This is a genomic window from Pseudomonas syringae, from assembly GCF_021605415.1.
Taxonomy (GTDB): domain Bacteria; phylum Pseudomonadota; class Gammaproteobacteria; order Pseudomonadales; family Pseudomonadaceae; genus Aquipseudomonas; species Aquipseudomonas syringae_S.
On record NZ_WKEQ01000026.1, the window covers coordinates 14,730 to 37,763 of the forward strand.

The following is a 23,034-nucleotide window of genomic DNA, read 5'->3' on the forward strand; positions in this document are numbered from 1 at the left end:
AACTCTTAACCCTTAGCCGTAGTTGGATTAGCTGATGAAGAAATTGATCGTGAGTCTGCTGTTGACCGTGGGAATCTCCGGCATGGCCCATGCTGCGGGTGACGCAGCAGCCGGCCAGGCGAAAGCCGCCGTATGCGGCGCCTGCCATGGCCCAGATGGCAACAGCATGGCGCCAAACTTTCCGAAACTGGCGGGTCAGGGCGAACGCTACCTGAACAAGCAATTGCACGACATCAAGTCGAACAAGCGCGTCGTCCTGGAAATGACCGGCCTGCTGACCAACCTGAATGATCAGGATCTGGCTGACCTCGCCGCTTACTACGCCAGCCAGAAGGGCAGTGTCGGCGCCGCTGATGAAAAACTCGTCAAGCGCGGTGAAGACTTGTTCCGCGGCGGCAACCTGGCCAAGGGCCTGCCCGCCTGTACCGGCTGCCACGCGCCGAACGGCGCCGGCAACGCAGCCGCCGGGTTCCCTCACTTGGGTGGCCAGCACGCTCAGTACATCGCCAAGCAACTGACCGATTTCCGCAAGGAAGAAGGCGGCCGTACCAACGATGGTGACACCATGACCATGCAGACCATCGCCAAACGCCTGAGCGACGAAGACATCGCAGCGCTCTCCAGCTACATTCAGGGCCTGCACTGAAGCCTGCGGGCGAGCGTTGCGGCCGGGGCTTGTCTCGCGCAACGTTAACGCTCGATTAATCCGCGCCAGCAAGTATAAAAAGGGTGGCTCAGGCCGCCCTTTTTTGTGGCCGCTGCCGTTACACTACAGAACTCATGCCCGCCAGGACCTGTCTGAAAACAGGTCGCGCGAGGCGACCCAATTTGTCCAGGAGTAAAGCATGCGTAATCTGATCATCAGCGCCGCCCTCGTCGCTGCCAGCCTGTTCGGCGTGACGGCCCAGGCCGCCGAAGCCCCTGCCGCGCCCTACGTCGAACTGAGTAACCCGGTGCCGGTTGCCGTGCCTGGCAAGATCGAAGTCGTCGAGCTGTTCTGGTATGGCTGCCCGCACTGCTACGCCTTTGAGCCGGTGATCAACCCTTGGGTCGAAAAACTGCCATCCGACGTCAACTTCGTCCGCATCCCGGCCATGTTCGGCGGCCCATGGGACGCTCACGGCCAGATGTTCCTGACCCTCGAAGCCATGGGTGTCGAGCACAAGGTTCACGCTGCCGTGTTCAATGCGATTCAGAAAGAACACAAGAAGCTGACCGACAAGAACGAAATGGCCGACTTCCTCGCCACTCAAGGCGTGGACAAGGACAAGTTCCTGGCCACCTTCGACTCCTTCGCTATCAAGGGTCAGATCGTAAAAGCCAAAGACCTGGCCAAGAAGTATGAAATCTCCGGCGTTCCAACCATGATCGTCAACGGTAAATACCGCTTTGACGTAGGCTCCGCCGGCGGTGCCGAAGAAGCGCTGAAACTGGCCGATCAACTGGTGGCCAAAGAGCGAGCGACCAATAAGGCAGCTGCCAACTAAGCGCGGCATCAGCCATGCGCCGCTGGGGCACCGAACGTCTCGTTGGCCTGCATGATCCGCAGGTCAACGAGCATCACCTGGAATCCACGGGCCTGCCCGCAGACAGCCGTCTGCGCTTGCTCAGTTTCAATATTCAGGTCGGTATCAGCACCGAGCGTTACCGGCACTACCTGACCCGGGGCTGGCAGCATTTGCTGCCGCACACCGGGCGTGCCGGCAATCTGCAAAAGATCGGCAGCCTGCTCAACGATTTCGACTTGGTGGCTCTGCAAGAGGCCGATGGTGGCAGCCTGCGTTCGGGCTACGTCAATCAGGTCGAACATCTGGCGCAACTCGGCGCGTTTCCTTACTGGTATCAACAACTCAATCGTAATCTCGGTCGACTGGGCCAGCACAGCAATGGCGTGCTCAGCCGTCTGCGTCCGTGGGCGATTGAGGATCATCCGCTGCCCGGCCCGAAAGGTCGCGGCGCCATCCTGGTGCGCTTCGGCGAAGGCCCGGAGGCGCTGGTCGTCGTCATGATGCACCTGGCCCTCGGCGCCCGGACTCGCACGATGCAACTGGCTTATATCCGCGAGCTGATCGGCGACTACAAGCATCAGGTACTGATGGGTGACATGAACACCCACGCCAGCGATCTGCTGCAACACTCGCCGCTGCGCGACCTTGGCCTTTTGGCCCCGCAGGTTGAGGCGACGTTTCCGAGCTGGCGCCCTCAGCGCTGCCTCGATCACATTTTGCTCAGCCCGACCCTGACCCTGGAAAAGGTCGAAGTGCTGGCGCAACCGATTTCCGATCACCTGCCCGTCGCGGTAGAGATTCGTTTGCCGGGTTCGCTCACGGCCAATGCATTGCCCGCGTTGAGTCCTGCCCTTCGCGGAACCCCTGAATGAGCGACGAAGCCCAGCGCTGGAAAGAGAAATACCTCAAAAGCATCGAACAACAGGAAAAGCTCGAACGTCGATGGGACGCCCGGCTCGACTTGCTGCGTCGCGGTCTGGTGCGCAGCACCCTGGCGGCTGAAGGCACCGACAAGGTGGTCGACCAATGCATGAAAGAAATGCGCGACGTAGTGCGCACTGACGACATGGACGCCGGCCTCGCAGCCCTGTTGCCGCGTCTGGAAAAAGCCGTGCTCGACTCGGAGCAGCGGCGCGAAACCCGCATCAATCAGGTCAGCACCGCGCTCACCGCGCTGGTCAGCCAACTGCAAGCCCTGCCGTTGCCCCGAGACGTCAGCCAGCCGCTGAAGAAATTCGCCAAGCAACTGGACAGTCGCGTCAGCCAGGCGCGAGAAATGCCGCTGCTGCTCAGCGAACTGAGCGGCCTGCAAGGCAGAGCTCTCAGCCAATTGGACGCGCCGACCGAAGCAGAGCGGCCCGGGTTGTTTCAGCGCCTGTTTGGCCATCGCGACATCGAGGAAGTGCCCGCGCCGCTTGAATTAACGCCCGCTCCTGCACCGCCCCCTATGCCATTGGCGAATTCGGCGCCAGCTCCAGCGGCCGCCGCAGTTGAAACGGCGGAGGTCGTTGCCGAGGCGTCTTCCAACGCCGCGCAACCGCCAGCGCCGGTGCCTGCAGACGCTGCCCCAGCCATCGAAATTCCGGCCCCACCTGAACGGCCGCCAGAGCCTGACGTCGTCGCGCCCGTCCCACCAAGCCTTGCTCCAGAGTCCGTTTATGACCCGGCGTCAGAGCCCGAACCAGCGTCAGCGGTCGAGCCATTGCTATCCGCGACCAACCCGGACGAGCAGATTGACCCCGGCGATCATCTTGCCCCGCTGATTCTCGATAGCCTGCCGTTGCCCGAACCCATCGCCCAGGCACTCGCCGCCATCGATCCGGAGCAGCCAGAGCACGACATTCTCTACGCCCTGCCCGACTCCCCGGAGCCGTCCTACAGCTCCGTGGCCCAGCACATCGAAGACACGTTGCTCGGCCTGCTGGATGACCTGACCCTGCCCGAGCGTCACCGCCCGCAAGCCGAGGCCATGCGCGACCGGCTGCAAAGTGGCTTGAACTGGTACGAGCTGCTGCCGATCCTCGACGATCTGGCGACGCTGATGCTGGCCATCACCGACAGCGGCCAACATGAATTCGAAGTTTATCTAAAGCAACTCAACGAACGCCTCGAAGCATTCCAGAGCAACCTGCAAGCCGCCAGCGCCGGCCACGCCGACAACAGCTCCGCCGCGCGGGCCATGGACACGCAACTGCGCGAGCAGGTCGATGGCTTGCAAAGCAGCATGCAGGAAGCAGCCGATCTGGACGACCTGAAACAGGTGCTGGAAAACCACCTTGAAGGCTTGCTTGGCACCATGGATCAGCATCGCCAGCAACGCGATGCCCGGGAAGAGGAAGTGTCGGGGCGCCTCAAGAGTCTCGCTGAACGCGTGGCGCACATGGAGCAGGAAGCGCTGGGCTATCGCGAGCACCTCGAAGAACAGCGCCAAAAGGCCTTGATCGACCCGCTGACCGGCCTGCCCAACCGTGCAGCCTGGAGCGAGCGGCTGGAACACGAAATCACACAATGGCAACAGCATGGCAACACCTTGTGCCTGGCAATGCTCGATCTCGACCACTTCAAGCGGATCAACGACAACTATGGCCATTTGGCTGGCGACAAGGTGTTGAAAATCATTGCCACCGTGTTGCGCAAAAGACTGCGTGGCACTGATTTCATAGCGCGGTTCGGCGGTGAGGAATTCGTTTTGCTATTGGCCAATACGCCGTTGGCCGTGGGCGCCCGATTGCTGGAAACCCTGCGCGCGGCTATCGAGGCGTGTCCGTTTCACTTCAAAGGCGAGCGCGTGACGATAACGATTTCGATGGGCCTGACCGCATTCAAGTCCGGGGAACATAGCGATCTGGTGCTGAAAAGAGCCGATCAGGCGCTGTATCGCGCAAAAAATGGCGGGCGCAATCAAATCGAAATCGACTGATTGCATATGTTCCATTTTGTGTAAATCGGCCTGCCGGGCATCATGACGCGGGGCAGTACGTTACACTGTTGCATTACTGTCCTGCGTGTTGCCCTTTGCCATGAAATTTTTCGCCCTCCTCGTCTCATCGTTACTCTTCCTCGCCGGTTGCGCCAGTGGCCCACGTTTCGACAACAGCCATCCGTCCGTCAATCACGACAGCCGAATCCAGTTCGTGGTCGTGCATTACACCTCCGCATCGCTTGAGCGTTCGCTGCAACTGCTGACCCATGGCGAAGTCAGCAGTCATTACCTGATCGGCGACGACAAGGGCGCGACTATTTATAAGCTGGTCGACGAGAACCGCCGGGCCTGGCACGCCGGGGAAAGCGAATGGCAGGGGCGCACCTGGCTGAACTCCAGCTCCATCGGTATCGAAATCGTCAATCCAGGTTTCAAGGACACCCCCACCGGTCGCTTGTGGTATCCCTACAGCGAAGCCCAGATACAGTCGCTGATTGTCCTGCTCAAGGACATCAGCCAGCGCAATGGCATCAGTCCTCGGCACATCATCGGCCACAGTGACATTGCGCCGCTGCGTAAACTCGATCCAGGCCCGCTGTTCCCTTGGAAGCGTCTGGCCAATGAAGGCCTTGGACTTTGGCCCAACGAACAAGCCGTCGCGCGCCAGCAAATGCTGTTCAACAACGAACTGCCTGGCATCGGCTGGTTCCAGGCGCAACTGGCGCGCCTCGGTTACGCCACGCCGCAGACCGGTGAACTGGATGTGGCGACCCGCCACGTACTCGCGGCCTTCCAGATGCACTACCGCCCTTCCCGCTTCGATGGCACGCCGGATGCGCAAACGGCGGCGTTGCTGCTGGTGTTGAATCAGACAAAATAATGACGGCCGCCCGACGGTCAGGGCGAAATCGAAATCAGCAGCTATAACTCATTGGTAATTCTTCGGATATCCATGATGGTTGCTACCCGAGAGACACTGCGCAGCCGGTTCTATCGCCCTTGGTTTCTGGCGACGCTGGCGGCTGTCTTGAGTGCGGCCCTTCTGGTCACAGGCGGCCTGTTCTTCGCCATGCGTCAGGTTGAACAAACCGAAAGCCAGGAAATGAACGCTCAAGGCGAACGCTTCCTTGCCCGCCTGGAACAGTTGTTCGGTCAATTGCGCGAAAGCCTCGACGACCTTGAAGCACAGCCTCTGCGCAGTTGCGACGACGAAATGATCGCGACCTTGCAGCAAGTGACCTTCAACTATCGCTTCGTCTACGAAGCCGCGTACATGGACGCCTCACGGCTGTGCTCCAACAGGCCACGACAGGAAGGGCTTTCCGCGAACCGGGCGCCGGACATCAAAGGCCCGACCTACAGCTATTGGCTGAACACCACCACCGAACCGGATGAAAACCGCGCCGCATTGATGCTCGGGCGCGGCAATTTTCGCGTGGCGACTTCTCGCGGACATTTGACCGACATGGTCGATCTGTCACCCGGCAGTAGCCTCCTGGTGATTCTTGATCACGGTACGCGAGCCATTCCGGTGCTCGGCGCCGCTCAGGCATGGCCACCCACAGAGCCTCGTCCGCCGAAAAACACGGACGCGCTGCAAGTCACCCAGAATCGCCTCATCTATCGCATGCCCACTGACAATCCGCAGTATCAACTGGTGCTGATCACCCCGCGCACCGGCATGCACATTCCAATGGCGTGGTGGTGGCTTTTGCCCCTCAGCCTGATGGTCGGCGGGTTTGTCGGATTTCTGGTGCTGCTGCTCGTGCGCCAGCGTCAGTCGCTGGACGCCGAACTGCATGGGGCGATACGCCGTGGCGAGTTGCAGGTGCTGTACCAACCGATCTTCGACCTCGACAGCCGTCATTGCGTCGGCGCCGAAGCCCTTCTCCGCTGGCGTCGGCCGGACGGCACCCTGACCAGTCCCGACCTGTTCATCCCGCTGGCGGAAAACACCGGGCAGATTCGCCAGATGACCGATTTCGTCCTGCAACGCTTGCTTGAACAGTTAGGCCAGTTGTTGCGAGCCAACCCGCATCTATACATCTCGGTGAACCTGGCAGCCTGCGATGTGATGGTGCCGCGAATTGGACAGGTCATCGCTCGATTACTTACCTTGCACCGGGTGGCGGCGCGGCAGATTGCATTCGAGGTGACCGAGCGGGGATTGATCGACGTGGTGGTGGCCCGAGAGAACCTGCAAGGCTTGCGTGATGTCGGCCATCAAGTGCTGATCGACGACTTCGGCACTGGCTATTGCAGCCTCGCCTACCTGCAAACCCTGCCGGTGGATTGCCTGAAAATCGACAAAGCGTTCATCGATGCCCTCGGCCACGACGCTGCCAGCAGTGGCGTTGCGCCGCACATTATCCACATGGCGCAGGCACTGGATCTGAAGGTGATTGCCGAAGGCATCGAACTCGAATCCCAGGCAGAGTTGTTGAGCAGTGAAGGGGTCAAGTTCGGGCAGGGCTGGCTGTTCGCCCACGCTCTCAGCGCTGTGCAGTTCATTGAACTGATTACCCGGGGACGACGGCTGGCCGGACGGCGTCTGGACGACGAAGCCTAAACCGACAGCGCCATGTAGAACTGCGTGCCCTGCCCCGGCCGCGAATAAACACCCATGCGCCCGCCATGCAACTGGACGATTTCCTTGCACAGCGCCAGGCCCAGCCCCGCGCCGCCCTTTTTCCTCCCAACCTGGACAAACGGTTCGAAGATCCGCCCCTGCTGACCGTAGGCAATGCCTTCGCCGTTGTCTTCAACGCTAATGATCACCCGCTCGCCATGTCGCCGCGCCTGCAAACGGATCAAACCGTCACGGGCGGTATGGCGCAAGGCATTGTCGATCAGGTTATCCAGCACGCGCTCAAGCTGCGGCTTATCCGCCTGCAAGCGCGGCAACGGTTCTTGGACTTCCACGCGAAGATCCACGCCCTTCTCCGCCGCCGGGCCGGCGAACCGTGCCTGCGCCTGTTCCAGCAGATCTTCAATGGAGCAAGGCGCCAGTGTCAGTTTCTGCAAGCCGCTCTGGTAGCGGGAGAAGTTAAGTAAGTCGTTGATGAGTTGCATCAGGCGCAGCATTTCTTCATTGACCGTATCGAGCAGATCCGCTTCGCGCGATTCTTCTGGAAAATGCGTGCGCTCACGGAACAAGCCGAATGCCATGTGCATGCCAGTGACCGGCGTGCGCAGCTCGTGAGAGGCACGCAATACAAACTCGCTGCGAACACGCTCGAATGCCCGTTGCTCAGTGACGTCATGCAACACCATCACCGCGCCGAGGATGTGTCCCTGGGTGTGGCTGACCGGTGTCAGGCTGAACGTCAGCACACGTGATTCACCGTCGACCTCAATGCTCAGATCTTCCGGCGCACGCTCCAGAGAACCGCCGCGCAGCACCAGCTGCAACTGTGCATCCAGCTCCGGACGCTCAAGCGCCGTGCCCAGCCCTTGGCCCAGACGTTCGCTGTCCCAGCCCAATTGTCGCTGCGCCACTGGGTTGAGGTGCTCCAGGCGCCCTTCGCGGTCAATCATCAGCAGGCCGTCGTCAATGCTGTCGAGCACGGCCTGCAAGCGTTGCTGGCCTGCCATGAGTTCGTCGACGTTGGTGGCCTGATGCTCACGCAAGGCCTCGGCCATCATGCCGAAGCGCCGGGTCAGCTGATTGATTTCCATCGCCGAGGACACCGGCAAAGTCACTTCGAAACTGCCTTGCCCGATGGTGTCCGCCGCTTTGGCCAATGCCTCGATCGGCGCGCCGAAACGCCGGGCAATCCCGTGCGCCGTAATGAAACCGATGATCAACACCGCGAGACCGACAAACCCGATCAGGCCGGCGACCAACAGGGCGCGTGACCGCGCCGCATGTTGCATTGAATTGATGTTGTCCAGCGCATGCTTGTGTTCGGTGATCAGGCCATTGCGCAAAGTGTTGAAGCGCTCCCTGAGGTTGCTGTCATCGAACGCACTACCCGAACCCTGTGACTCTTCAAAAGCCTGGAGAAACCTCAAATAATCAGCTTTCGCCCGTTCGAATCCATACGGCCGCCCCTCGTCCTTCTGCTCCTGAGCGATGCCCTCATCAAGCAACGCAAAGTAGTGTTGTCTGGAGGTTTCAAAGGCGACCGGGTCAGGTTTTTCGGAAAGCATCATGATCAGTTGGTCGCCAAGGGTCTGGCGCAACTTGAGGCCCAGGTCTAGCGTGGCGAAGTTATTGCGGATCAACGCTTCCTGCGTCCCGGCCATTTGCATCACGCTGACCAGCCCGAGCAGCAGCCCGAGCAATGCCACGGTGATCAACGCCGAAATGCTCAGAAACAACCGAGTCCGCAACTTCATCGCCAGTTTCATCAGCGACCACTCACAAGTTGTACTGCTTGCGCTTGCGATACAGCGTGGAAGCATCGATACCCAGCGTCTTGGCCGCTTGATCCAGCGTGCCGGCGGTCGCCAATACTGCGCCAATGTGCGCCTTTTCCAGTTCATCCAGGCTCAGGGCCGCGCCGACCCGTGGTGCGTTGTTGGCCGGTTGTTCGGCCATGCCCAAGTGGCTGATTTCGACTTTTTCCTGTGGGCAGATAATGCTCGCCCGCTCGACTACGTTGCGCAGTTCGCGGATGTTGCCCGGCCAGCGATAGCCGAGCAGCGCCTCCCGCGCCTCGTCGCTGAAACCTCGCGCCGGACGTGCATACTCTTTGACGAAGCGTGCCAGGAACCGGTCAGCCAGGGTCAGGATGTCTTCCGCCCGCTCGCGCAGCGGTGGCAGGTGCAACGTGATGACGTTCAGGCGATACAACAAGTCTTCGCGGAAGCGGCCGTCGCGCACCATGTCTTCGAGGTTGAGATTGGTGGCAGCGAGGATGCGCACGTCGGCGCGACGGGTCACCGGATCGCCAACCCGTTCGTATTCCTTGTCTTGAATGAATCGGAGCAACTTTGGCTGCAACGTCAGCGGAAAATCGCCGATCTCGTCGAGAAACAGCGTGCCACCGTCCGCTTGATTGACGCGACCCAAGGTACTTTCGCTGGCGCCGGTAAACGCGCCGCGACTATGACCGAACAACTCGCTTTCCATCAGCTCGGCGGTCAGCGACGGACAGTTAATGGTGACGCAGGATTTTTTCTCGCGCTTGCTCCAACCGTGTATCGCCCGCGCCAGCTCGCCTTTACCGGTGCCGGACTCGCCCAGGATCAGGATATTGGCGTCAGTGCTGGCGACCTGGCGCGCCGTCTCCAGCACCACTTTCATTGCCGGGCTGTGGGAATCGAGACCGTCCTTCGGTTTGCGGATTTCGCCTTCAAGCGCTTCGAGGCGCGCCGAGAGTCTACGCACTTCAAGTTGCTTGGCCGTCGCCAGACGCAATTGATCCGGGCTGCACGGCTTGACCAGATAGTCGGCGGCACCAGCCTGGATGGCGTCTACCGCTGTGTCGACCGCCGAATGGGCGGTGACAATGACCACACGCATCCATGGCGCTTGAATACGCATTTGCGCCAACACATCGAGGCCATTGTCTTCGCCCAGACGCAAGTCAAGGAAGCACAAGTCGAACACCTGGCGTTGCAGTAGCGCGTCAGCCTGGGCCGCGCTGTTGGCGGTGGCGACGGTATAACCCTCATCTTCCAGGCAGTAGCGGAAGGTTCGCAGGATGGCGGATTCATCGTCCACCAGCAGAATGCGGCCTTGTTGCTCAGCGGCAGATTCCATTTTTCCTACGCTCCATAAGTGATTTGTCTTGGTTTAGTCCCGGAATAATCGGGCAAGTTGCATGGTTCATTCTGATCGATTCCGGCTACAGCAGCATAGCTCTCGCCCCTGCCATCAGCTAATCAATTGATTTTCTTGGTTTTAACGAGAAGTCACGACGAGCAGGCGAATGCCTGCCTCCCTTTCTGACATCTACCGCCCGTCAGCAATTCAAAAAGAATGAAATTTCCTACTCATTTATCGTGCATTACGCACGACGAACAATAGGCCATCGTGCAGGATGCGTCTTACGACGTTTTTTAAAATTTCATAACCTATTGATTTATAAACTATTTTTTAATCGAAAAAGCTGGCATGCAGGCTGCAATACCTAGCTCAGCCCGGGCAGATTACATGCTGCCCCAACAAAACAAGCGTGAGGGAACCCAGGATGACTCGCCAACGTGCCGCCCAAATGCGCATCTCGCCATTGCATATCCAGCAAGCGCTGTTTGGCGTGCTTGCGCTGTTAATCACGTTGATCGCCTGTCAGCAGTATTTGCGCTGGGAGCAGAGCCAACAGCCTGAAGCTGCGCTGATCTCGATGCAGCATTCAACCCAGACCCATTTCAGCGCTGTCAGCAACCGTCAGGCTGAAAACGCCTCCCTGCGCATGATGGATGTCGACCAGACGCAGCCTATGGATGAAATGCCCCGTCAGGAACGCTGGATTTTTTAACGGACATCGGCTCCTGAGTCGGTATCACACGCAATACCTCTAAATAGAAGTAAGGAGAATCACCATGTTGAGTTGGGCTATTACATTCCTGATCATTGCCATCATCGCCGCCGTACTGGGCTTCGGTGGTATCGCGGGCACTGCCACGGGTATCGCCAAGATTCTGTTCGTGGTGTTCCTGGTCATGTTCATCGCTTCCTTCTTCTTTGGCCGTCGCGGCCGAGGTTGACCATGATCGCGTTCAAGACACTGGCAGCCGCCCTGCTTCTGGGCGGTAGTGCCATGGCGATGGCGGCCAATGACGGTCAGACACGGGTCAATGAGCTGCTCAATGCCGACCCGCAGTACAGGGAAACCTGGCAGGGCGTGGTGAAGAAAGAAGAACGTCTACCGGAATGGGTGATGAACCTGTCCGGTGCGCCGGATCAGCAGATGCATGCGGTCACGGAAGACGGCGACGAGTATCTGGTCGGCCCGCTGTGTGAAACGCAGGAAACGTGTCTCAACCATCGCTTGATTGTCGCCTTCAGCTTCGACAAGAAAGACGCGTACGCCATGCTGGTGGACGTGCCGGAAGGATTACCGGCCGACAAGTCGCCGACGCGACACGCCACCTACCGGTTCCTCGGCAAGCCCGATCAGGGCATGCAGGATCTGTTGATGGAAACGCTGAAAAAAGATCCAAAGTGGTACTGAGTTTTTGAACGCGGGAGCAGCGCCTTGTTGCTTCCACTGCCCGGCCCGAAGAGGACCGGCGCATGACCAAGGGGCCGGGACGTTCTGACTGTTACAGGGTCGGAGTGACCTACGGGTACAGGGAGTACCTGCGCTGAGGGCCGGGTCAGGGCAAAAGCTGCGACGCAAGTTCGCCGGCCCCAAGTGGCTCGACGGACTTGCGCGAGCTTCAATCACACACTTCCCGTTCTAGAGCGTTCTGCTCATTTTTCAATCCCTTACGCTGCGCAAAATATTCTTGGCGGTATCTCTTTGCGACCGTACATCGAGAAAAAAACCTAAATACTCGGACGGTTTTTAACTCAGGTGCGAGGGCTTCAAAGCGAATTTTTCACTGGATTTTGCTGTTTAAAAAACGATCTATACACGCTGGGATGGCCGGTTCACGGCAGTTATGCCTGCCGAAATGTCGTATTCGAACCGGCTGGGACGCCCGTTTCGGCTAGAAAATCTCATGCCGATTCGGCATAGGGTAGGCGTTTACGGCATTAGACGTCGCACCCCCGCATCGGAATAGTTGCGCCTTTTTTCGCCCGCCGCTGAGACCTTTATAGGCATCGCGGGGCACCTTATACGGAGGCAGATGCACAGACTTTTCCGCTCAAGAAGCGTTCCAGTTCCTGCATGTGCCTGAGTCAAACGCAAGTAAGGGTAAAGATAATGAAGAAGGCAAAGCTTAGCCTCGCCTGGCAGATCCTCATCGGTCTGGTATTGGGGATTGCAATCGGCGCGTTGCTCAACCACTTCAGTGCCGAGAAGGCCTGGTGGATCAGCAACGTCTTGCAACCAGCGGGCGATATCTTTATCCGTCTGATCAAGATGATCGTAATCCCGATTGTCATCTCGTCCCTGATCGTCGGCATTGCCGGTGTCGGCGACGCGAAGAAACTCGGCCGCATCGGCCTGAAGACCATCATCTACTTCGAAATCGTGACCACCGTCGCAATCGTCGTCGGCTTGCTGCTCGCCAATGTGTTCCATCCGGGCACCGGCATCGACATGAGCACGCTGGGCACCGTGGATATCTCCAAGTACCAGGCGACCGCCGCCGAAGTGCAGCATGAACATGCGTTCATCGAGACCATCCTCAACCTGATTCCGTCAAACATCTTCGCGGCCATGGCCCGTGGCGAGATGCTGCCGATCATCTTCTTCTCCGTATTGTTCGGTCTCGGTCTGTCGAGCCTGCAATCGGATCTGCGCGAGCCGCTGGTGAAGATGTTCCAGGGCGTCTCGGAAAGCATGTTCAAAGTCACCCACATGATCATGAATTACGCCCCGATCGGCGTGTTCGCACTGATTGCCGTGACCGTCGCCAACTTCGGCTTCGCCTCCCTGGTGCCGCTGGCCAAACTGGTGATCCTGGTTTACGTCGCCATCGCCTTCTTCGCCTTCGTGGTGCTGGGCCTGATCGCCAAGCTGTTCGGCTTCTCCGTCTTGAAGCTGATGCGCATCTTCAAGGATGAGTTGGTGCTGGCGTACTCCACCGCTTCGTCGGAGACCGTGCTGCCACGCGTGATCGAGAAGATGGAAGCCTACGGCGCGCCGAAAGCCATTTGCAGCTTCGTGGTCCCGACCGGTTACTCGTTCAACCTCGACGGTTCGACCCTGTACCAAAGCATCGCGGCGATCTTCATTGCCCAGCTGTACGGCATCGACCTGTCGATCAGCCAGCAGTTGCTGCTGGTGCTGACCCTGATGGTCACCTCCAAAGGCATCGCCGGCGTACCGGGCGTGTCCTTCGTGGTGCTGCTGGCCACCTTGGGCAGCGTGGGGATTCCGCTGGAAGGCCTGGCGTTCATCGCCGGTGTCGACCGCATCATGGACATGGCGCGTACCGCACTGAACGTGATCGGCAACGCCCTGGCGGTGTTGGTCATCTCGCGTTGGGAAGGCATGTACGACGACGCCAAAGGCCAGCGCTACTGGAATTCCCTGCCGCACTGGCGCAGCAAAGAGAAACTGCCAGCCGGCGAGATTTCCAAGCCATAACGCAAAACCTGTGGGAGCTGGCTTGCCGGCGATGAGACCGGCACATTCAACGTCTCTGTTGACTGACACACCGCCATCGCGGCCAAGCCCGCTCCCACAGGGATCGTCACCTGCCGTTATAAACAAACCCCGGAAAAATCCGGGGTTTGTCGTTTCTGGCGCGGCCGCTATCATTCGCCGCATCTTCCGGGGGATTTGACTGATGCTTAATGGCCTGTGGCTTGGCTTCTTCATCGTGGCAGCCGTGTCGGCGCTGGCGCAGTGGCTGATCGGCGGGAACGCCGGGATCTTCGCGGCGATGGTGGAAAGCATTTTTGCCATGGCCAAGCTGTCGGTCGAAGTCATGGTGCTGCTGTTCGGCACGCTGACCCTGTGGTTGGGTTTTTTGCGCATCGCCGAGAAGGCCGGAATTGTCGAATGGCTGGCCAAAGTACTTGGCCCGCTATTCCTGCGACTGATGCCGGAAGTCCCGCCCGGCCACCCGGCCCTCGGCCTGATCACCCTGAACTTCGCCGCCAACGGCCTCGGTCTCGACAACGCCGCCACGCCCATCGGCCTCAAAGCCATGAAGGCGCTGCAAGAGCTCAACCCCTGTGCCACCGTCGCCAGTAACGCGCAGATCCTCTTTTTGGTGCTCAACGCCTCGTCCCTGACCCTGCTGCCGGTGACGATCTTCATGTACCGCGCCCAACAAGGCGCGCCCGATCCGACGCTGGTGTTCCTGCCGATTCTGTTGGCAACCAGCTGCTCGACCATCGTCGGCTTCCTGTCGGTGGCGTTCATGCAGCGCCTGCGCATCTGGGATCCTGTGGTGCTGGCCTATCTGATTCCCGGCGCGCTGGTGCTCGGCGGCTTCATGGCGCTGCTCGGCACGCTATCGGCCACCGCGCTGGCGGGCCTGTCGTCGATCCTCGGCAACCTGACGCTGTTCGGCCTGATCATGCTGTTTCTGGTGATCGGTGCGTTGCGCAAGGTGCAGGTGTATGAGGCGTTTGTCGAAGGCGCGAAGGAGGGCTTCGATGTCGCAAAAAATCTGCTTCCCTATCTGGTGGCGATGCTCTGCGCGGTGGGCGTGTTGCGGGCATCGGGCGCGCTGGATTTCGGCCTCGACGGCATTCGCCATCTGATCGAGTGGGCCGGATGGGACACGCGTTTCGTCGATGCGTTGCCGACGGCGATGGTCAAACCGTTCTCCGGCAGCGCCGCCCGGGCGATGTTGATTGAAACCATGCAGACGTCCGGCGTAGACAGCTTCCCGGCATTAGTGGCGGCGACGATGCAGGGCAGCACGGAGACCACGTTCTATGTGCTGGCGGTGTACTTCGGTGCGGTGGGCATCCAGCGGGCCCGGCATGCGGTGGGCTGTGCGTTGCTGGCTGAATTTGCCGGCGTGCTCGGCGCCATTGGCGTCTGCTACTGGTTCTTCGGCTAACCGAAAAACCTGTGGGAGCTGGCTTGCCAGCGATGTGGCCAGCACATCCAAATAACCTGTTGGCTGACACACCGCCATCGCTGGCGAGCCAGCTCCCACAAGGGATGGTATGGGTTTAAGGTCTTGGTGGGGGCGCAAGCCGCTGGCCTTGCTCGACGGCCCACGCTACAACCTTGGCGGTCAACCGGTCACTGGCCTGGCCAAACCCGGCCACCACCGCCGGCACCTGTACATCGTTCAATGGCTGGCGCTCTTCGAAGCGGCGGCTGGCGAGGATGCGCTGGTCATACCCACGTATCAGCAGAGCATCCAGGCGAACGACAACGGTCGGGGTCGAGCCCTGATATTCAGTCTGAAACGCCTGCAAGCTACCGCCCAGTTCCAGATCCGCCTGGAAATTCGCGTCATCGGTACTCAACAGCGAAACCCGTCCATCGCGCTGAAAACCATCCAGCAGACGATTGCGCACCAGCACCGGCGCCGGATCGCTCCAGCGCGAAGCCTTGTAGCTGCTGATCACATCGCCTTGAGGAATCACGGCGATGTTCGGCCGATTCAACGCTTCACTGGCCTGCAATTTATTCAGCCGCAACGACCAGGATTGAGTCGCCAGGGCAGTCGAGGCGGGCGCCTGTGCCACAGGCAGGCGATAAACATCCGAAGGTTCCGACTTGGGCAAAATCGAGCACGCCGCCAGCAATGTGAAACCGGCGAGGAAGGCGATGTGGTTCAGCTTCATGGCGTGAACTCCTTGTTCTTGTCACTGCCCAGCAGGTAACCGCTGGGATTGGCCTCAAGGCGTTGGGAGATGGCGCGCAGCGAACCGAGGGTTTCGCGCAGCTCGCGCACCGCCGGAGCCAGGCCGTTGAGGCCCTGCATGCCGCTGTCGAGGGAATTCTGGTTCTTGCTGAGCAGGGCGTTGATGGTGGCGCTGCTTTGTTCCAGCGACTTCATCGCCTGCTCGGCACTGCCGAGGGTTTGCTTGCCCTGATCGTTGAGCAAGCCGTTAGCGTTGCGCATCAGCGCCGAGGTTTGTTCGAGCATGTTGCCGGCCTGTTTGCCGACGGTTGCCAGTTGCTGCATGGCTTGACGCAAGTCGCCGCGTTGATCGTTGATCGCGCCGGTGGTCTGCTCCAGATGCGCGAGGGTGGCGCTGATGCGCGTGACGTTCTCGGCGGAAAACATCTGGTTGGCGTTATTCAGCAATGTGGTAATGCCGCTCATTAAGTCGTTGCTGTCAGCGAGCAGCCGCGAGATCGGTGAAGGCGAGGCGACGATGGTCGGCAGGTTGCCTTCATGCCCTTTGAGTTTCGGGCTCCGTGGCGTGCCGCCGCTGAGCTGAATGATCGACGTTCCGGTGATCCCGGCCAGTGCCAGTTTGGCCTGGGTGTCTTCCTTGACCGGCGTGTCGCCGGCCAGGCGAATTCGCGCCAGCACCCGACGCGGATCCTGCGGATCGAGACGAAGGCTGACCACATCGCCGACCTTGATCCCGCTGTACTGCACCGAACTGCCCCGGGACAAGCCGCTGACCGCTTCATTGAAAACGATTTCGTAATCCTTGAACTCGGTGTCGACGCTCGACTTGGCCAGCCACAGGCCGAAGAGCAGGGCGCCTGCCACCACAATCACCGTGAACAGGCCAATCAACACATGATGGGCTCGGGTTTCCATGTCAGACCTCGTTGAGCTGTTTGGCGGCGTCCAGCGCCGAGCGGCCGCGCGGGCCGTGGAAGTATTCGTGAATCCACGCGTCATCGGTTTCCGAGACGACGTCGATAGGGCCGGCCACCAGCACTTTCTTCTGCGCCAGCACGGCCACGCGGTCGGTGATGGTGTAAAGCGTGTCGAGGTCGTGGGTGACCAGAAACACGCTCAGGCCCAGGGCATCGCGCAGGGTCAAAATCAATTGATCAAACGCCGCCGCGCCGATCGGATCGAGGCCGGCGGTGGGTTCGTCGAGAAACAATATGTCTGGATCCAGCGCCAGCGCCCGGGCCAGCGCCGCGCGCTTGATCATGCCGCCGGACAGCGACGCGGGGTATTTATCGGCCGCCGACAACGGCAACCCGGCCAGGGCGAGTTTGACCGCCGCCAGATGCTCGGCGTCTTCGCGGCTCAGGCCAGCATGTTCGATAAGGGGCAGAGCGACGTTTTCGGTGACGGTCAGCGAAGAAAACAGCGCGCCTTTCTGAAACAGCACGCCGAAGCGCCGTTCGATCAGCGAGCGTTCATGTTCCGCCAGGCTCGGCAGGTTCTGGCCGAACACTTTGACCATCCCTTCGCTGGGCCGGCGCAGGCCGACAATGCTGCGCAGCAATACCGATTTGCCGCTGCCGGAACCGCCGACCACGGCGAGAATCTCGCCTTTATACAAATCCAGATCGAGGTTTTCGTGAATGCTCTGCGGACCGAAGCGGTTGCACAGGCCACGGACTTCAATCACCGCCTCGGCGGGCGCTCGGGGTAGACGATTCACCAGCCCATCTCCATGAAAAACAGCGCAGCAATGGCGTCGAGGACGATCACCACGAAAATCGACTGCACCACGCTGGACGTGGTGTGCGCGCCGACCGACTCGGCGCTGCCGCTGACCTTGAAGCCTTCCAGACAACCAATCGCCGCGATCAGGAACGCGAAGATCGGCGCCTTCACCAACCCGACCAGAAAATGCTGAATGCCGATGTCCGATTGCAGCAGCGACAGGAACATCGCCGGGGAAATATCCAGGGACACCGCACACACCACTGCGCCGCCGATAATCCCGCAAAGCATCGCCAGAAAGGTCAGCATCGGCAGCGCCACCAGCAACGCCAGCACACGCGGCACGACCAGCAACTCAACCGGGTCGAGGCCCAGCGTGCGGATGGCGTCGATTTCTTCATTGGCTTTCATTGAACCGATCTGCGCGGTGAACGCACTGGCGGTGCGGCCGGCCATCAGGATGGCGGTGAGCAACACGCCGAATTCGCGCAGGAACGCGAAACCGACCAGGTCGACAGTGAAAATGCTCGCGCCGAAACTGGCCAGCACCGTCGCCCCGAGAAACGCCACCACCGCGCCGACCAGAAACGTCAGCAACGCCACGATGGGCGCGGCGTCGAGGCCGGTCTGCTCGATATGCGCAATCATCGGCGTGATCCGCCAGCGCTTGGGCCGAAACAGGCCACGGGCGATGGTTTCGATAATCAGGCCGACAAAACCCAGCAGTTGCAAAGTGTCCTGCCAAACCGTGTCGACGGCGCGGCCGATGCGTGTCAGCAACTGCACGCTGACGCTGACTTCCGCTTCCTTGATCGGCACGCAGAAGTCGGTCATCGAGCGGTAGATGGTTTGCAGCAGCGCGCGGTCGGCGGTGGAAATCGTGCAGTCAGGATGTTCGGCGGACTGGCCGAGACGCTCCGAGCCGAGCAGTTCGACGAGCAACGACGCACCGGCCGTGTCGAGTGCGCCGAGGCCATTGAGATCGATGGTGGTGTTGGCGTCGTACTTGCCTTGAAGCTTTTCGCTCAGATGCTTGAGCTCGGCGTAATGCGCAAGCGTCCAGTCGCCGGTCACCCGCACGCGCGCAGGGGCGAGCGATGTGTCCAGGTAGGCACTGCCGGATAGTGGGCTGGTGGTCATAAGCTCCGTGCTTGTTCGGCTATTACGCGAACCTGACTTTTAGCACGAACCGGATCACTTTTCTTTGACGGCTGTGCTGTCTGTGATGTTGAAGCGCAACACGCCAATCACTTGGCCGTCCTCGGTCAGCACGCGCACTTGCCACTTGCCCGCCGGGTTGCCGGGGAAATTCTGCTTGTGCGTCCACGCGCGGTAGCCTTCCTTGCGCCCGCCGTGGATGTCGAGGGCGATGCGGTCGACCTCTTTGCCATTGAACTGCCAGACGTGATAGATGCGCTCATCGAGCCCGCGTGGCGCGTTGATCGCGGTATAGGCGTAGAGCCCGCCGCCACGGATCTGCTCTGCACTGACTTCGTCAAGGCTTTCGCCGGGGGTGCGATCCTGCAATTGCGTACTGATTGCCACATCGGTCATCCACAACGTCGCCGGCGGCACCCACGAACGCAGCACCCAGCCGAGGCCGCCGATGCCAACGGTGATGAACAGGATCGCCAGGGCATTGCGCACGGTGCGGATCGGGAAGATCGACGCCAGGCTCGGGAACGACAACACCACGGCAATGCCCAACGCCCATTTGAAACTCTGCGAGGTGGTGAGGTGCATGATCACCGGCAGCGCGGTGAGGAGGGCGGCGAACAGCGTCAGCGTGTGCAACGCCAGAAACGCCCAGCGCCGGGGTGCCAGCCATTTGTAGTAGAGCGGATCGATGATCGAGATCAGCGCGGCGATGCTCAGCAGGCCGGTGAAGAAAAACTGGCCGCTGTTCCACGTCGTGGTGATGAAGAAAAACGGCAGGACGAAAAAAAGGCTTTCCTGGTGAATCATCTGCGTCGCGTAACGCAGCAGCGGCTGAGGAATCTCGCGTTTGAATATGCGCGTGAACAGCTTGGTCAGGCTGTTTTCCAGCATCAGCCAGATCCAGCTGACCAGCATGATCGTGGTGATCCAGCTCGCCAGGCCTTGTTGACGGTCAACCAGAATGAAGCTGCCGACTCCGGAAATGAAGCCACCGAGCGCAATGACTCCGGGATAGCGCTTCATCAGCTCGAGGGTGCGCTGGATCATGAGGGTCAGAGTCGGCATTGGGCGGTTCACAGGGCTGGTGGAAAAAACCTCGACAGGGTAACGCTGGCGCTGCGTTGTGGCGAGGCTCCCGGTCAGGAATCAACAACACCTATTTCCGGCGCAATCGCCAGCCAATCAAAACCAGCAACACCACGCCCAAACCGCCCGCCATCAGCCAAAGCACCTGATCGTCACCAACCAGCGGCTTCTCGATCCGCCAATACCCCGGTTGCATCAACAATTCACGCATCGCCTTGTTCGCCGCTTGCAGCGACACACCTTGCAGCTCGCGGGCAGGATTGGCGAAGCGGCCGTCTTCGTAATCGCCCAGCGCGCTCCAGTAATAATCGGCTAACGCGCTGTTGCCTTGCACCGCCCAGGCCTGATGGGCGATGGCGGCTTGTTTGAGGCGAGCAAAGGTGTCGGCGTCGAGGCCGTTTTTCAGCAGCTCGGCCTTGAGGTCTTCGAGCACTTGTTGAGCCTGGGCCACATCGTCGCGATCCAGATCCGCATTCAGGCTGGTGAAGCCGACGCCGCCGAACACTTCGCGTTCGGCCCACGGCCCGTACGACAAGCTGTGTTCCAGACGCAGTTTTCGGTACAGCGCCCAGTCGAGATATTCCTTGAGCAGGTCGAAGGTCTCGTCGTGCTGGTCTTCCAGCACCGGCTCGGGTACCAGCCAGTGCAGTTTGGCGCCATCACCAATGAAACCGCGCATCAGTGTGCGTTCGTGGGCGGCGCTGGCGCGGATATCCGGCAGTGGCGAGTGCTCGGTGGGCTCGACGGGTTCCAGCGCGCCCCATGTCCGTTCCAGATAGGCCGGCAACAGTTTGTCCAATTCGCCGACGACGATCAGAGTCATGTTGTTCGGCGCATACCAGGCCTTGCGCACCTTCTCCAGCTGTTGCTGGGTCAGGCCTTCGACCTGGGCGCGCTGCGGGCATTTCAGGCCCAGTTCCACGGCCAGCTGGTTGCTCGCGGTGTGGCCCAGATCCTGCCGGTCGAGCCAGCGTTGCAGATGGGTGTAATGGCCGCCGTCCTCGCGCTCGACGATTTTTTTCGCGGCGATGATGGCGTTGTCATCGATGCGCGTCTGGGTCAGCAGATCGAGCAGCAGGTCGAGCACCTTGCGCTGGTTTTTCGCCGGAGCCTCTATGACAAACGTGGTATCGGCATTGCTGGTGAACGCGTTCCAGTCGCCGCCAAGGGCCTGCATGCGTTCTTCGAGGCCACCTTCGCCGGTGGCGTCGATGCCGCTGAACAGCAAATGTTCGAGCAGATGCGGCAGCTCCTTTTCATCGCAACCAAAATCGTCGAGGCCGACGCCGACCACCAGACGAATCGCCACATGCCCGCGTTCGGTACCGGGTTTGAGCATCAGTTGCAGGCCGTTGGGCAGGGCATAGCCTTCGACCTGAAAACGATCCAGAGCGAGGGCGGGAAGGGAACCGAGCAACAGACAGGCGAACAACAGGCAACGCATAAGGGCTTCCATAGATCCGTGTCGTCAGTCAGATCGCCTTCGCGAGCAAGCCCGCTCCCACATGGGTTTCGTGAACCTGTGGGAGCGGGCTTGCTCGCGAAGGCGGCCTTGAGGCTGAACCATGAATTACTGACTGACCGCACCGACAGACGTTCAAGGCGAATGCGTAATGTCGCTCATATCATCCACGGCCAATGCGCCCGTATCAGCCGTTTCCAACACCGCATATGCACTGCTGCAGAACAGCGAATTGAGGCGCTTCATGTCGGCAATCAGCTCCAGATGCAGCGAACTGGTTTCAAGACTCTGGACGATCTTGCGCTGCAAACGGCTGACATGGGCGTGAGCCAGACGGCGCTCCTGCGCGCGAAACCGCCGTTTTTCACGCAGCAATTGACGCGCACTTTCCCGGTCGGCACTGAGAAACACCGAAAGACCCAGGCGCAGGTTGGAAATCAACTGGCTGTGCAGATCGGCCAGTTCTTCCAGGCCGACCTCGGAAAACGAGCGGCGCTGGGAGGTTTTCTGCTGCTGCACTTTGCGCAACATCCGTTCGATGAGGTCGCTGGCGAGCTTGAGGTTGATTGCCAGTTCGATGATTTCCGCCCAGCGCCGGCTGTCTTGCTCGCCGAGGTCTTCGCGGGGCATCTGCGCCAGGTACAGCTTGACCGCGCTGTACAGGGCTTCAACGTCATCGGTCATGCGGCGAATTTCCTGGGTGATCGCCGTCTGCTTGCCGCGCAGCACGTTGAGCATCGCTTCGAGCATGTTGTCGACCAGATCGCCGATGCGCAGCGTTTCCCGGGCGGCGTTGGCCAGGGCCAGGCTCGGAGTGACCAAAGCTGTGGCATCGAGATGGCGTGGTTTGACCGTGCCATTGACATCCGGACGCTCCGGCAGCAGCCAGCCACACAACCGCGCCATCGGCCCGACGCTGGGCAGCAGGATCAGGCAACGCGCGGTGTTGTAGAGGAGGTGGAAGCCGATGACCATTTCCTGCGGGCTGAAATCGAGGCTGTCGATCCAGTGCGCCAGCGGATCGAGCACCGGAATGATCAGCAGCAGACCGATCAGTTTGTACAGCAGACTGCCCAGCGCGACTTGGCGGCCGGCGGCGTTCTGCATGCTGGTGCTCATGAATGCCAGGATGCCGCTGCCGATGTTGGCGCCGATCACCAGTCCGATTGCCACCGGCAAACTGATCACGGCCGCGCCGGCGAGGGTCGCGGTCAGCAACACGGCCGCGAGGCTGGAGTAGGAAACCATTGCGAACAACGCGCCGACCAAGGCGTCGAGGAGAATATCCCCGGTCAGCGAGGCGAAAATCACCTTCACCCCTTGGGCGCTGGTGATCGGCGCGGCGGCCTCGACGATCAGTTGCAGCGCCAGGATGATCAGCCCCAGCCCGATGCTGACGCGGCCCATTTGCCCGAGCCGCGTCTGTTTGCGCGACAGGAAGAAAATCACCCCGAGGAAAATCAACAGCGGCGACAGCCACGATAAGTCGAGCGTCAGCACCCGCGCCATCAGCGCCGTACCGACGTCGGCGCCGAGCATGGTCGCCAGCGCCGGGGTCAGCGCCATCAGGCCCTGACCGACAAAGGAAGTCACCAGCATTGCCGTGGCGTTGCTGCTCTGCACCATCGCCGTAACGACAATCCCGGCGATAAAAGCCAACCAACGCCTGGACATGTTCTGGCCAATCACATGGCGCAGATTGGAACCGTAAACCCGCAAAATGCCGGTTCGGACGATGTGCGTGCCCCAGATCAACAGGGCAACGGCAGAAAGCAGATTGAGCAGGGTGAGCATGCAGGCCCCCTGTATTGGCTGTGCCCCAAAGG

General features: G+C 60.3%; 20 protein-coding genes. 11 read left to right on the forward strand and 9 right to left on the reverse strand.

The window, feature by feature from the left end; genetic code table 11:
- The first annotated feature begins 34 nt into the window (after positions 1-34).
- The 6 genes from GIW69_RS18085 to GIW69_RS18110 all read left to right on the forward strand — a co-directional run bounded on the left by GIW69_RS18085 (position 35) and on the right by GIW69_RS18110 (position 7,000).
- Positions 35-646 carry a c-type cytochrome gene (locus GIW69_RS18085; RefSeq protein ID WP_236484157.1) on the forward strand — a complete coding sequence of 204 codons (612 nt, stop codon included), beginning with the start codon at positions 35-37 and terminating at the stop codon, positions 644-646.
- Positions 647-845: 199 nt separating this feature from the next.
- Positions 846-1,487 carry a thiol:disulfide interchange protein DsbA gene (gene dsbA / locus GIW69_RS18090; protein ID WP_236484158.1) on the forward strand — a complete coding sequence of 214 codons (642 nt, stop codon included), beginning with the start codon at positions 846-848 and terminating at the stop codon, positions 1,485-1,487.
- 14 nt (positions 1,488-1,501) lie between these two features.
- Positions 1,502-2,380: an endonuclease/exonuclease/phosphatase family protein gene (locus tag GIW69_RS18095; RefSeq protein WP_236484159.1), complete on the forward strand. Its 879-nt coding sequence runs from the start codon at positions 1,502-1,504 to the stop codon at positions 2,378-2,380.
- On the forward strand, positions 2,377-4,428 hold the full coding sequence (locus GIW69_RS18100; protein WP_236484160.1) for a GGDEF domain-containing protein: 2,052 nt from the start codon (positions 2,377-2,379) through the stop codon (positions 4,426-4,428). Before GIW69_RS18095 ends, GIW69_RS18100 begins: the two co-directional genes overlap by 4 nt.
- A 100-nt stretch (positions 4,429-4,528) precedes the next feature.
- Complete coding sequence (locus tag GIW69_RS18105) at positions 4,529-5,311, forward strand: N-acetylmuramoyl-L-alanine amidase (protein ID WP_236484161.1); 783 nt, start codon at positions 4,529-4,531, stop codon at positions 5,309-5,311.
- A gap of 72 nt (positions 5,312-5,383) precedes the next feature.
- A complete protein-coding gene (locus GIW69_RS18110; RefSeq protein WP_236484162.1) occupies positions 5,384-7,000 on the forward strand; it encodes an EAL domain-containing protein in 1,617 nt (538 codons plus the stop codon).
- Here GIW69_RS18110 and GIW69_RS18115 read toward each other — a convergent pair.
- Together GIW69_RS18115 and algB are read right to left on the reverse strand one after the other, a co-directional pair.
- Positions 6,997-8,784, reverse strand: coding sequence for a KinB sensor domain-containing domain (locus GIW69_RS18115; RefSeq protein WP_236484163.1), 1,788 nt, complete (start codon positions 8,782-8,784; stop codon positions 6,997-6,999). The two genes, GIW69_RS18110 and GIW69_RS18115, sit on opposite strands and share 4 nt — an antisense overlap.
- 10 nt (positions 8,785-8,794) lie before the next feature.
- A complete protein-coding gene (algB, locus tag GIW69_RS18120; protein WP_236484164.1) occupies positions 8,795-10,141 on the reverse strand; it encodes a sigma-54-dependent response regulator transcription factor AlgB in 1,347 nt (448 codons plus the stop codon).
- Positions 10,142-10,571: 430 nt separating this feature from the next.
- Between algB and GIW69_RS18125 the strand changes: the two genes are divergently transcribed.
- From GIW69_RS18125 to GIW69_RS18145, 5 genes are all read left to right on the forward strand, one after another.
- Positions 10,572-10,859 (forward strand): hypothetical protein, encoded by a 288-nt coding sequence (locus GIW69_RS18125; RefSeq protein WP_236484165.1) that lies wholly within the window; start codon positions 10,572-10,574, stop codon positions 10,857-10,859.
- A 64-nt stretch (positions 10,860-10,923) separates the two neighbouring features.
- The gene (locus tag GIW69_RS18130; RefSeq protein WP_003177151.1) at positions 10,924-11,088 is read left to right on the forward strand and encodes a DUF1328 domain-containing protein; all 165 of its coding nucleotides are present in this window, start codon (positions 10,924-10,926) and stop codon (positions 11,086-11,088) included.
- A 2-nt stretch (positions 11,089-11,090) separates the two neighbouring features.
- On the forward strand, positions 11,091-11,555 hold the full coding sequence (locus GIW69_RS18135; RefSeq protein ID WP_236484166.1) for an inhibitor of vertebrate lysozyme family protein: 465 nt from the start codon (positions 11,091-11,093) through the stop codon (positions 11,553-11,555).
- Between the two features lie 699 nt (positions 11,556-12,254).
- A complete protein-coding gene (gltP, locus tag GIW69_RS18140; protein ID WP_236484167.1) occupies positions 12,255-13,586 on the forward strand; it encodes a glutamate/aspartate:proton symporter GltP in 1,332 nt (443 codons plus the stop codon).
- A gap of 202 nt (positions 13,587-13,788) precedes the next feature.
- Positions 13,789-15,018 (forward strand): spore maturation protein, encoded by a 1,230-nt coding sequence (locus GIW69_RS18145; RefSeq protein WP_236484168.1) that lies wholly within the window; start codon positions 13,789-13,791, stop codon positions 15,016-15,018.
- Between the two features lie 115 nt (positions 15,019-15,133).
- Here the strand turns inward: GIW69_RS18145 and GIW69_RS18150 are convergent, their stop codons facing one another.
- From GIW69_RS18150 to GIW69_RS18180, 7 genes are all read right to left on the reverse strand, one after another.
- Positions 15,134-15,757 carry an ABC-type transport auxiliary lipoprotein family protein gene (locus GIW69_RS18150; RefSeq protein ID WP_236484169.1) on the reverse strand — a complete coding sequence of 208 codons (624 nt, stop codon included), beginning with the start codon at positions 15,755-15,757 and terminating at the stop codon, positions 15,134-15,136.
- Entirely contained in the window at positions 15,754-16,692 is a 939-nt protein-coding gene (locus GIW69_RS18155) for an MlaD family protein (RefSeq protein ID WP_236484170.1), read from the reverse strand. The genes GIW69_RS18150 and GIW69_RS18155 overlap by 4 nt, the downstream gene beginning before the upstream one ends.
- 1 nt (position 16,693) lies before the next feature.
- Complete coding sequence (locus GIW69_RS18160; RefSeq protein WP_236484171.1) at positions 16,694-17,497, reverse strand: ATP-binding cassette domain-containing protein; 804 nt, start codon at positions 17,495-17,497, stop codon at positions 16,694-16,696.
- The gene (locus tag GIW69_RS18165) at positions 17,494-18,642 is read right to left on the reverse strand and encodes an MlaE family ABC transporter permease (protein WP_236484172.1); all 1,149 of its coding nucleotides are present in this window, start codon (positions 18,640-18,642) and stop codon (positions 17,494-17,496) included. The genes GIW69_RS18160 and GIW69_RS18165 overlap by 4 nt, the downstream gene beginning before the upstream one ends.
- A gap of 54 nt (positions 18,643-18,696) precedes the next feature.
- Positions 18,697-19,725 carry a DUF5924 family protein gene (locus GIW69_RS18170; protein WP_236484173.1) on the reverse strand — a complete coding sequence of 343 codons (1,029 nt, stop codon included), beginning with the start codon at positions 19,723-19,725 and terminating at the stop codon, positions 18,697-18,699.
- A gap of 91 nt (positions 19,726-19,816) precedes the next feature.
- Positions 19,817-21,190 carry an insulinase family protein gene (locus GIW69_RS18175; protein WP_236484174.1) on the reverse strand — a complete coding sequence of 458 codons (1,374 nt, stop codon included), beginning with the start codon at positions 21,188-21,190 and terminating at the stop codon, positions 19,817-19,819.
- Between the two features lie 153 nt (positions 21,191-21,343).
- Positions 21,344-23,002, reverse strand: a complete 1,659-nt coding sequence (locus GIW69_RS18180; protein WP_236484175.1) for a Na/Pi cotransporter family protein — start codon at positions 23,000-23,002, stop codon at positions 21,344-21,346.
- Positions 23,003-23,034 lie beyond the last annotated feature (32 nt).

Bases quoted from the DNA above. Each gene is read 5' to 3' on its own strand.
- GIW69_RS18085 (WP_236484157.1), top strand. From the start codon at position 35: ATGAAGAAATTGATCGTGAGTCTGCTGTTGACCGTGGGAATCTCCGGC.
- dsbA (WP_236484158.1), top strand. From the start codon at position 846: ATGCGTAATCTGATCATCAGCGCCGCCCTCGTCGCTGCCAGCCTGTTC.
- GIW69_RS18095 (WP_236484159.1), top strand. From the start codon at position 1,502: ATGCGCCGCTGGGGCACCGAACGTCTCGTTGGCCTGCATGATCCGCAG.
- GIW69_RS18100 (WP_236484160.1), top strand. From the start codon at position 2,377: ATGAGCGACGAAGCCCAGCGCTGGAAAGAGAAATACCTCAAAAGCATC.
- GIW69_RS18105 (WP_236484161.1), top strand. From the start codon at position 4,529: ATGAAATTTTTCGCCCTCCTCGTCTCATCGTTACTCTTCCTCGCCGGT.
- GIW69_RS18110 (WP_236484162.1), top strand. From the start codon at position 5,384: ATGATGGTTGCTACCCGAGAGACACTGCGCAGCCGGTTCTATCGCCCT.
- GIW69_RS18115 (WP_236484163.1), bottom strand. From the start codon at position 8,784: ATGAAACTGGCGATGAAGTTGCGGACTCGGTTGTTTCTGAGCATTTCG.
- algB (WP_236484164.1), bottom strand. From the start codon at position 10,141: ATGGAATCTGCCGCTGAGCAACAAGGCCGCATTCTGCTGGTGGACGAT.
- GIW69_RS18125 (WP_236484165.1), top strand. From the start codon at position 10,572: ATGACTCGCCAACGTGCCGCCCAAATGCGCATCTCGCCATTGCATATC.
- GIW69_RS18130 (WP_003177151.1), top strand. From the start codon at position 10,924: ATGTTGAGTTGGGCTATTACATTCCTGATCATTGCCATCATCGCCGCC.
- GIW69_RS18135 (WP_236484166.1), top strand. From the start codon at position 11,091: ATGATCGCGTTCAAGACACTGGCAGCCGCCCTGCTTCTGGGCGGTAGT.
- gltP (WP_236484167.1), top strand. From the start codon at position 12,255: ATGAAGAAGGCAAAGCTTAGCCTCGCCTGGCAGATCCTCATCGGTCTG.
- GIW69_RS18145 (WP_236484168.1), top strand. From the start codon at position 13,789: ATGCTTAATGGCCTGTGGCTTGGCTTCTTCATCGTGGCAGCCGTGTCG.
- GIW69_RS18150 (WP_236484169.1), bottom strand. From the start codon at position 15,757: ATGAAGCTGAACCACATCGCCTTCCTCGCCGGTTTCACATTGCTGGCG.
- GIW69_RS18155 (WP_236484170.1), bottom strand. From the start codon at position 16,692: ATGGAAACCCGAGCCCATCATGTGTTGATTGGCCTGTTCACGGTGATT.
- GIW69_RS18165 (WP_236484172.1), bottom strand. From the start codon at position 18,642: ATGACCACCAGCCCACTATCCGGCAGTGCCTACCTGGACACATCGCTC.
- GIW69_RS18170 (WP_236484173.1), bottom strand. From the start codon at position 19,725: ATGCCGACTCTGACCCTCATGATCCAGCGCACCCTCGAGCTGATGAAG.
- GIW69_RS18175 (WP_236484174.1), bottom strand. From the start codon at position 21,190: ATGCGTTGCCTGTTGTTCGCCTGTCTGTTGCTCGGTTCCCTTCCCGCC.
- GIW69_RS18180 (WP_236484175.1), bottom strand. From the start codon at position 23,002: ATGCTCACCCTGCTCAATCTGCTTTCTGCCGTTGCCCTGTTGATCTGG.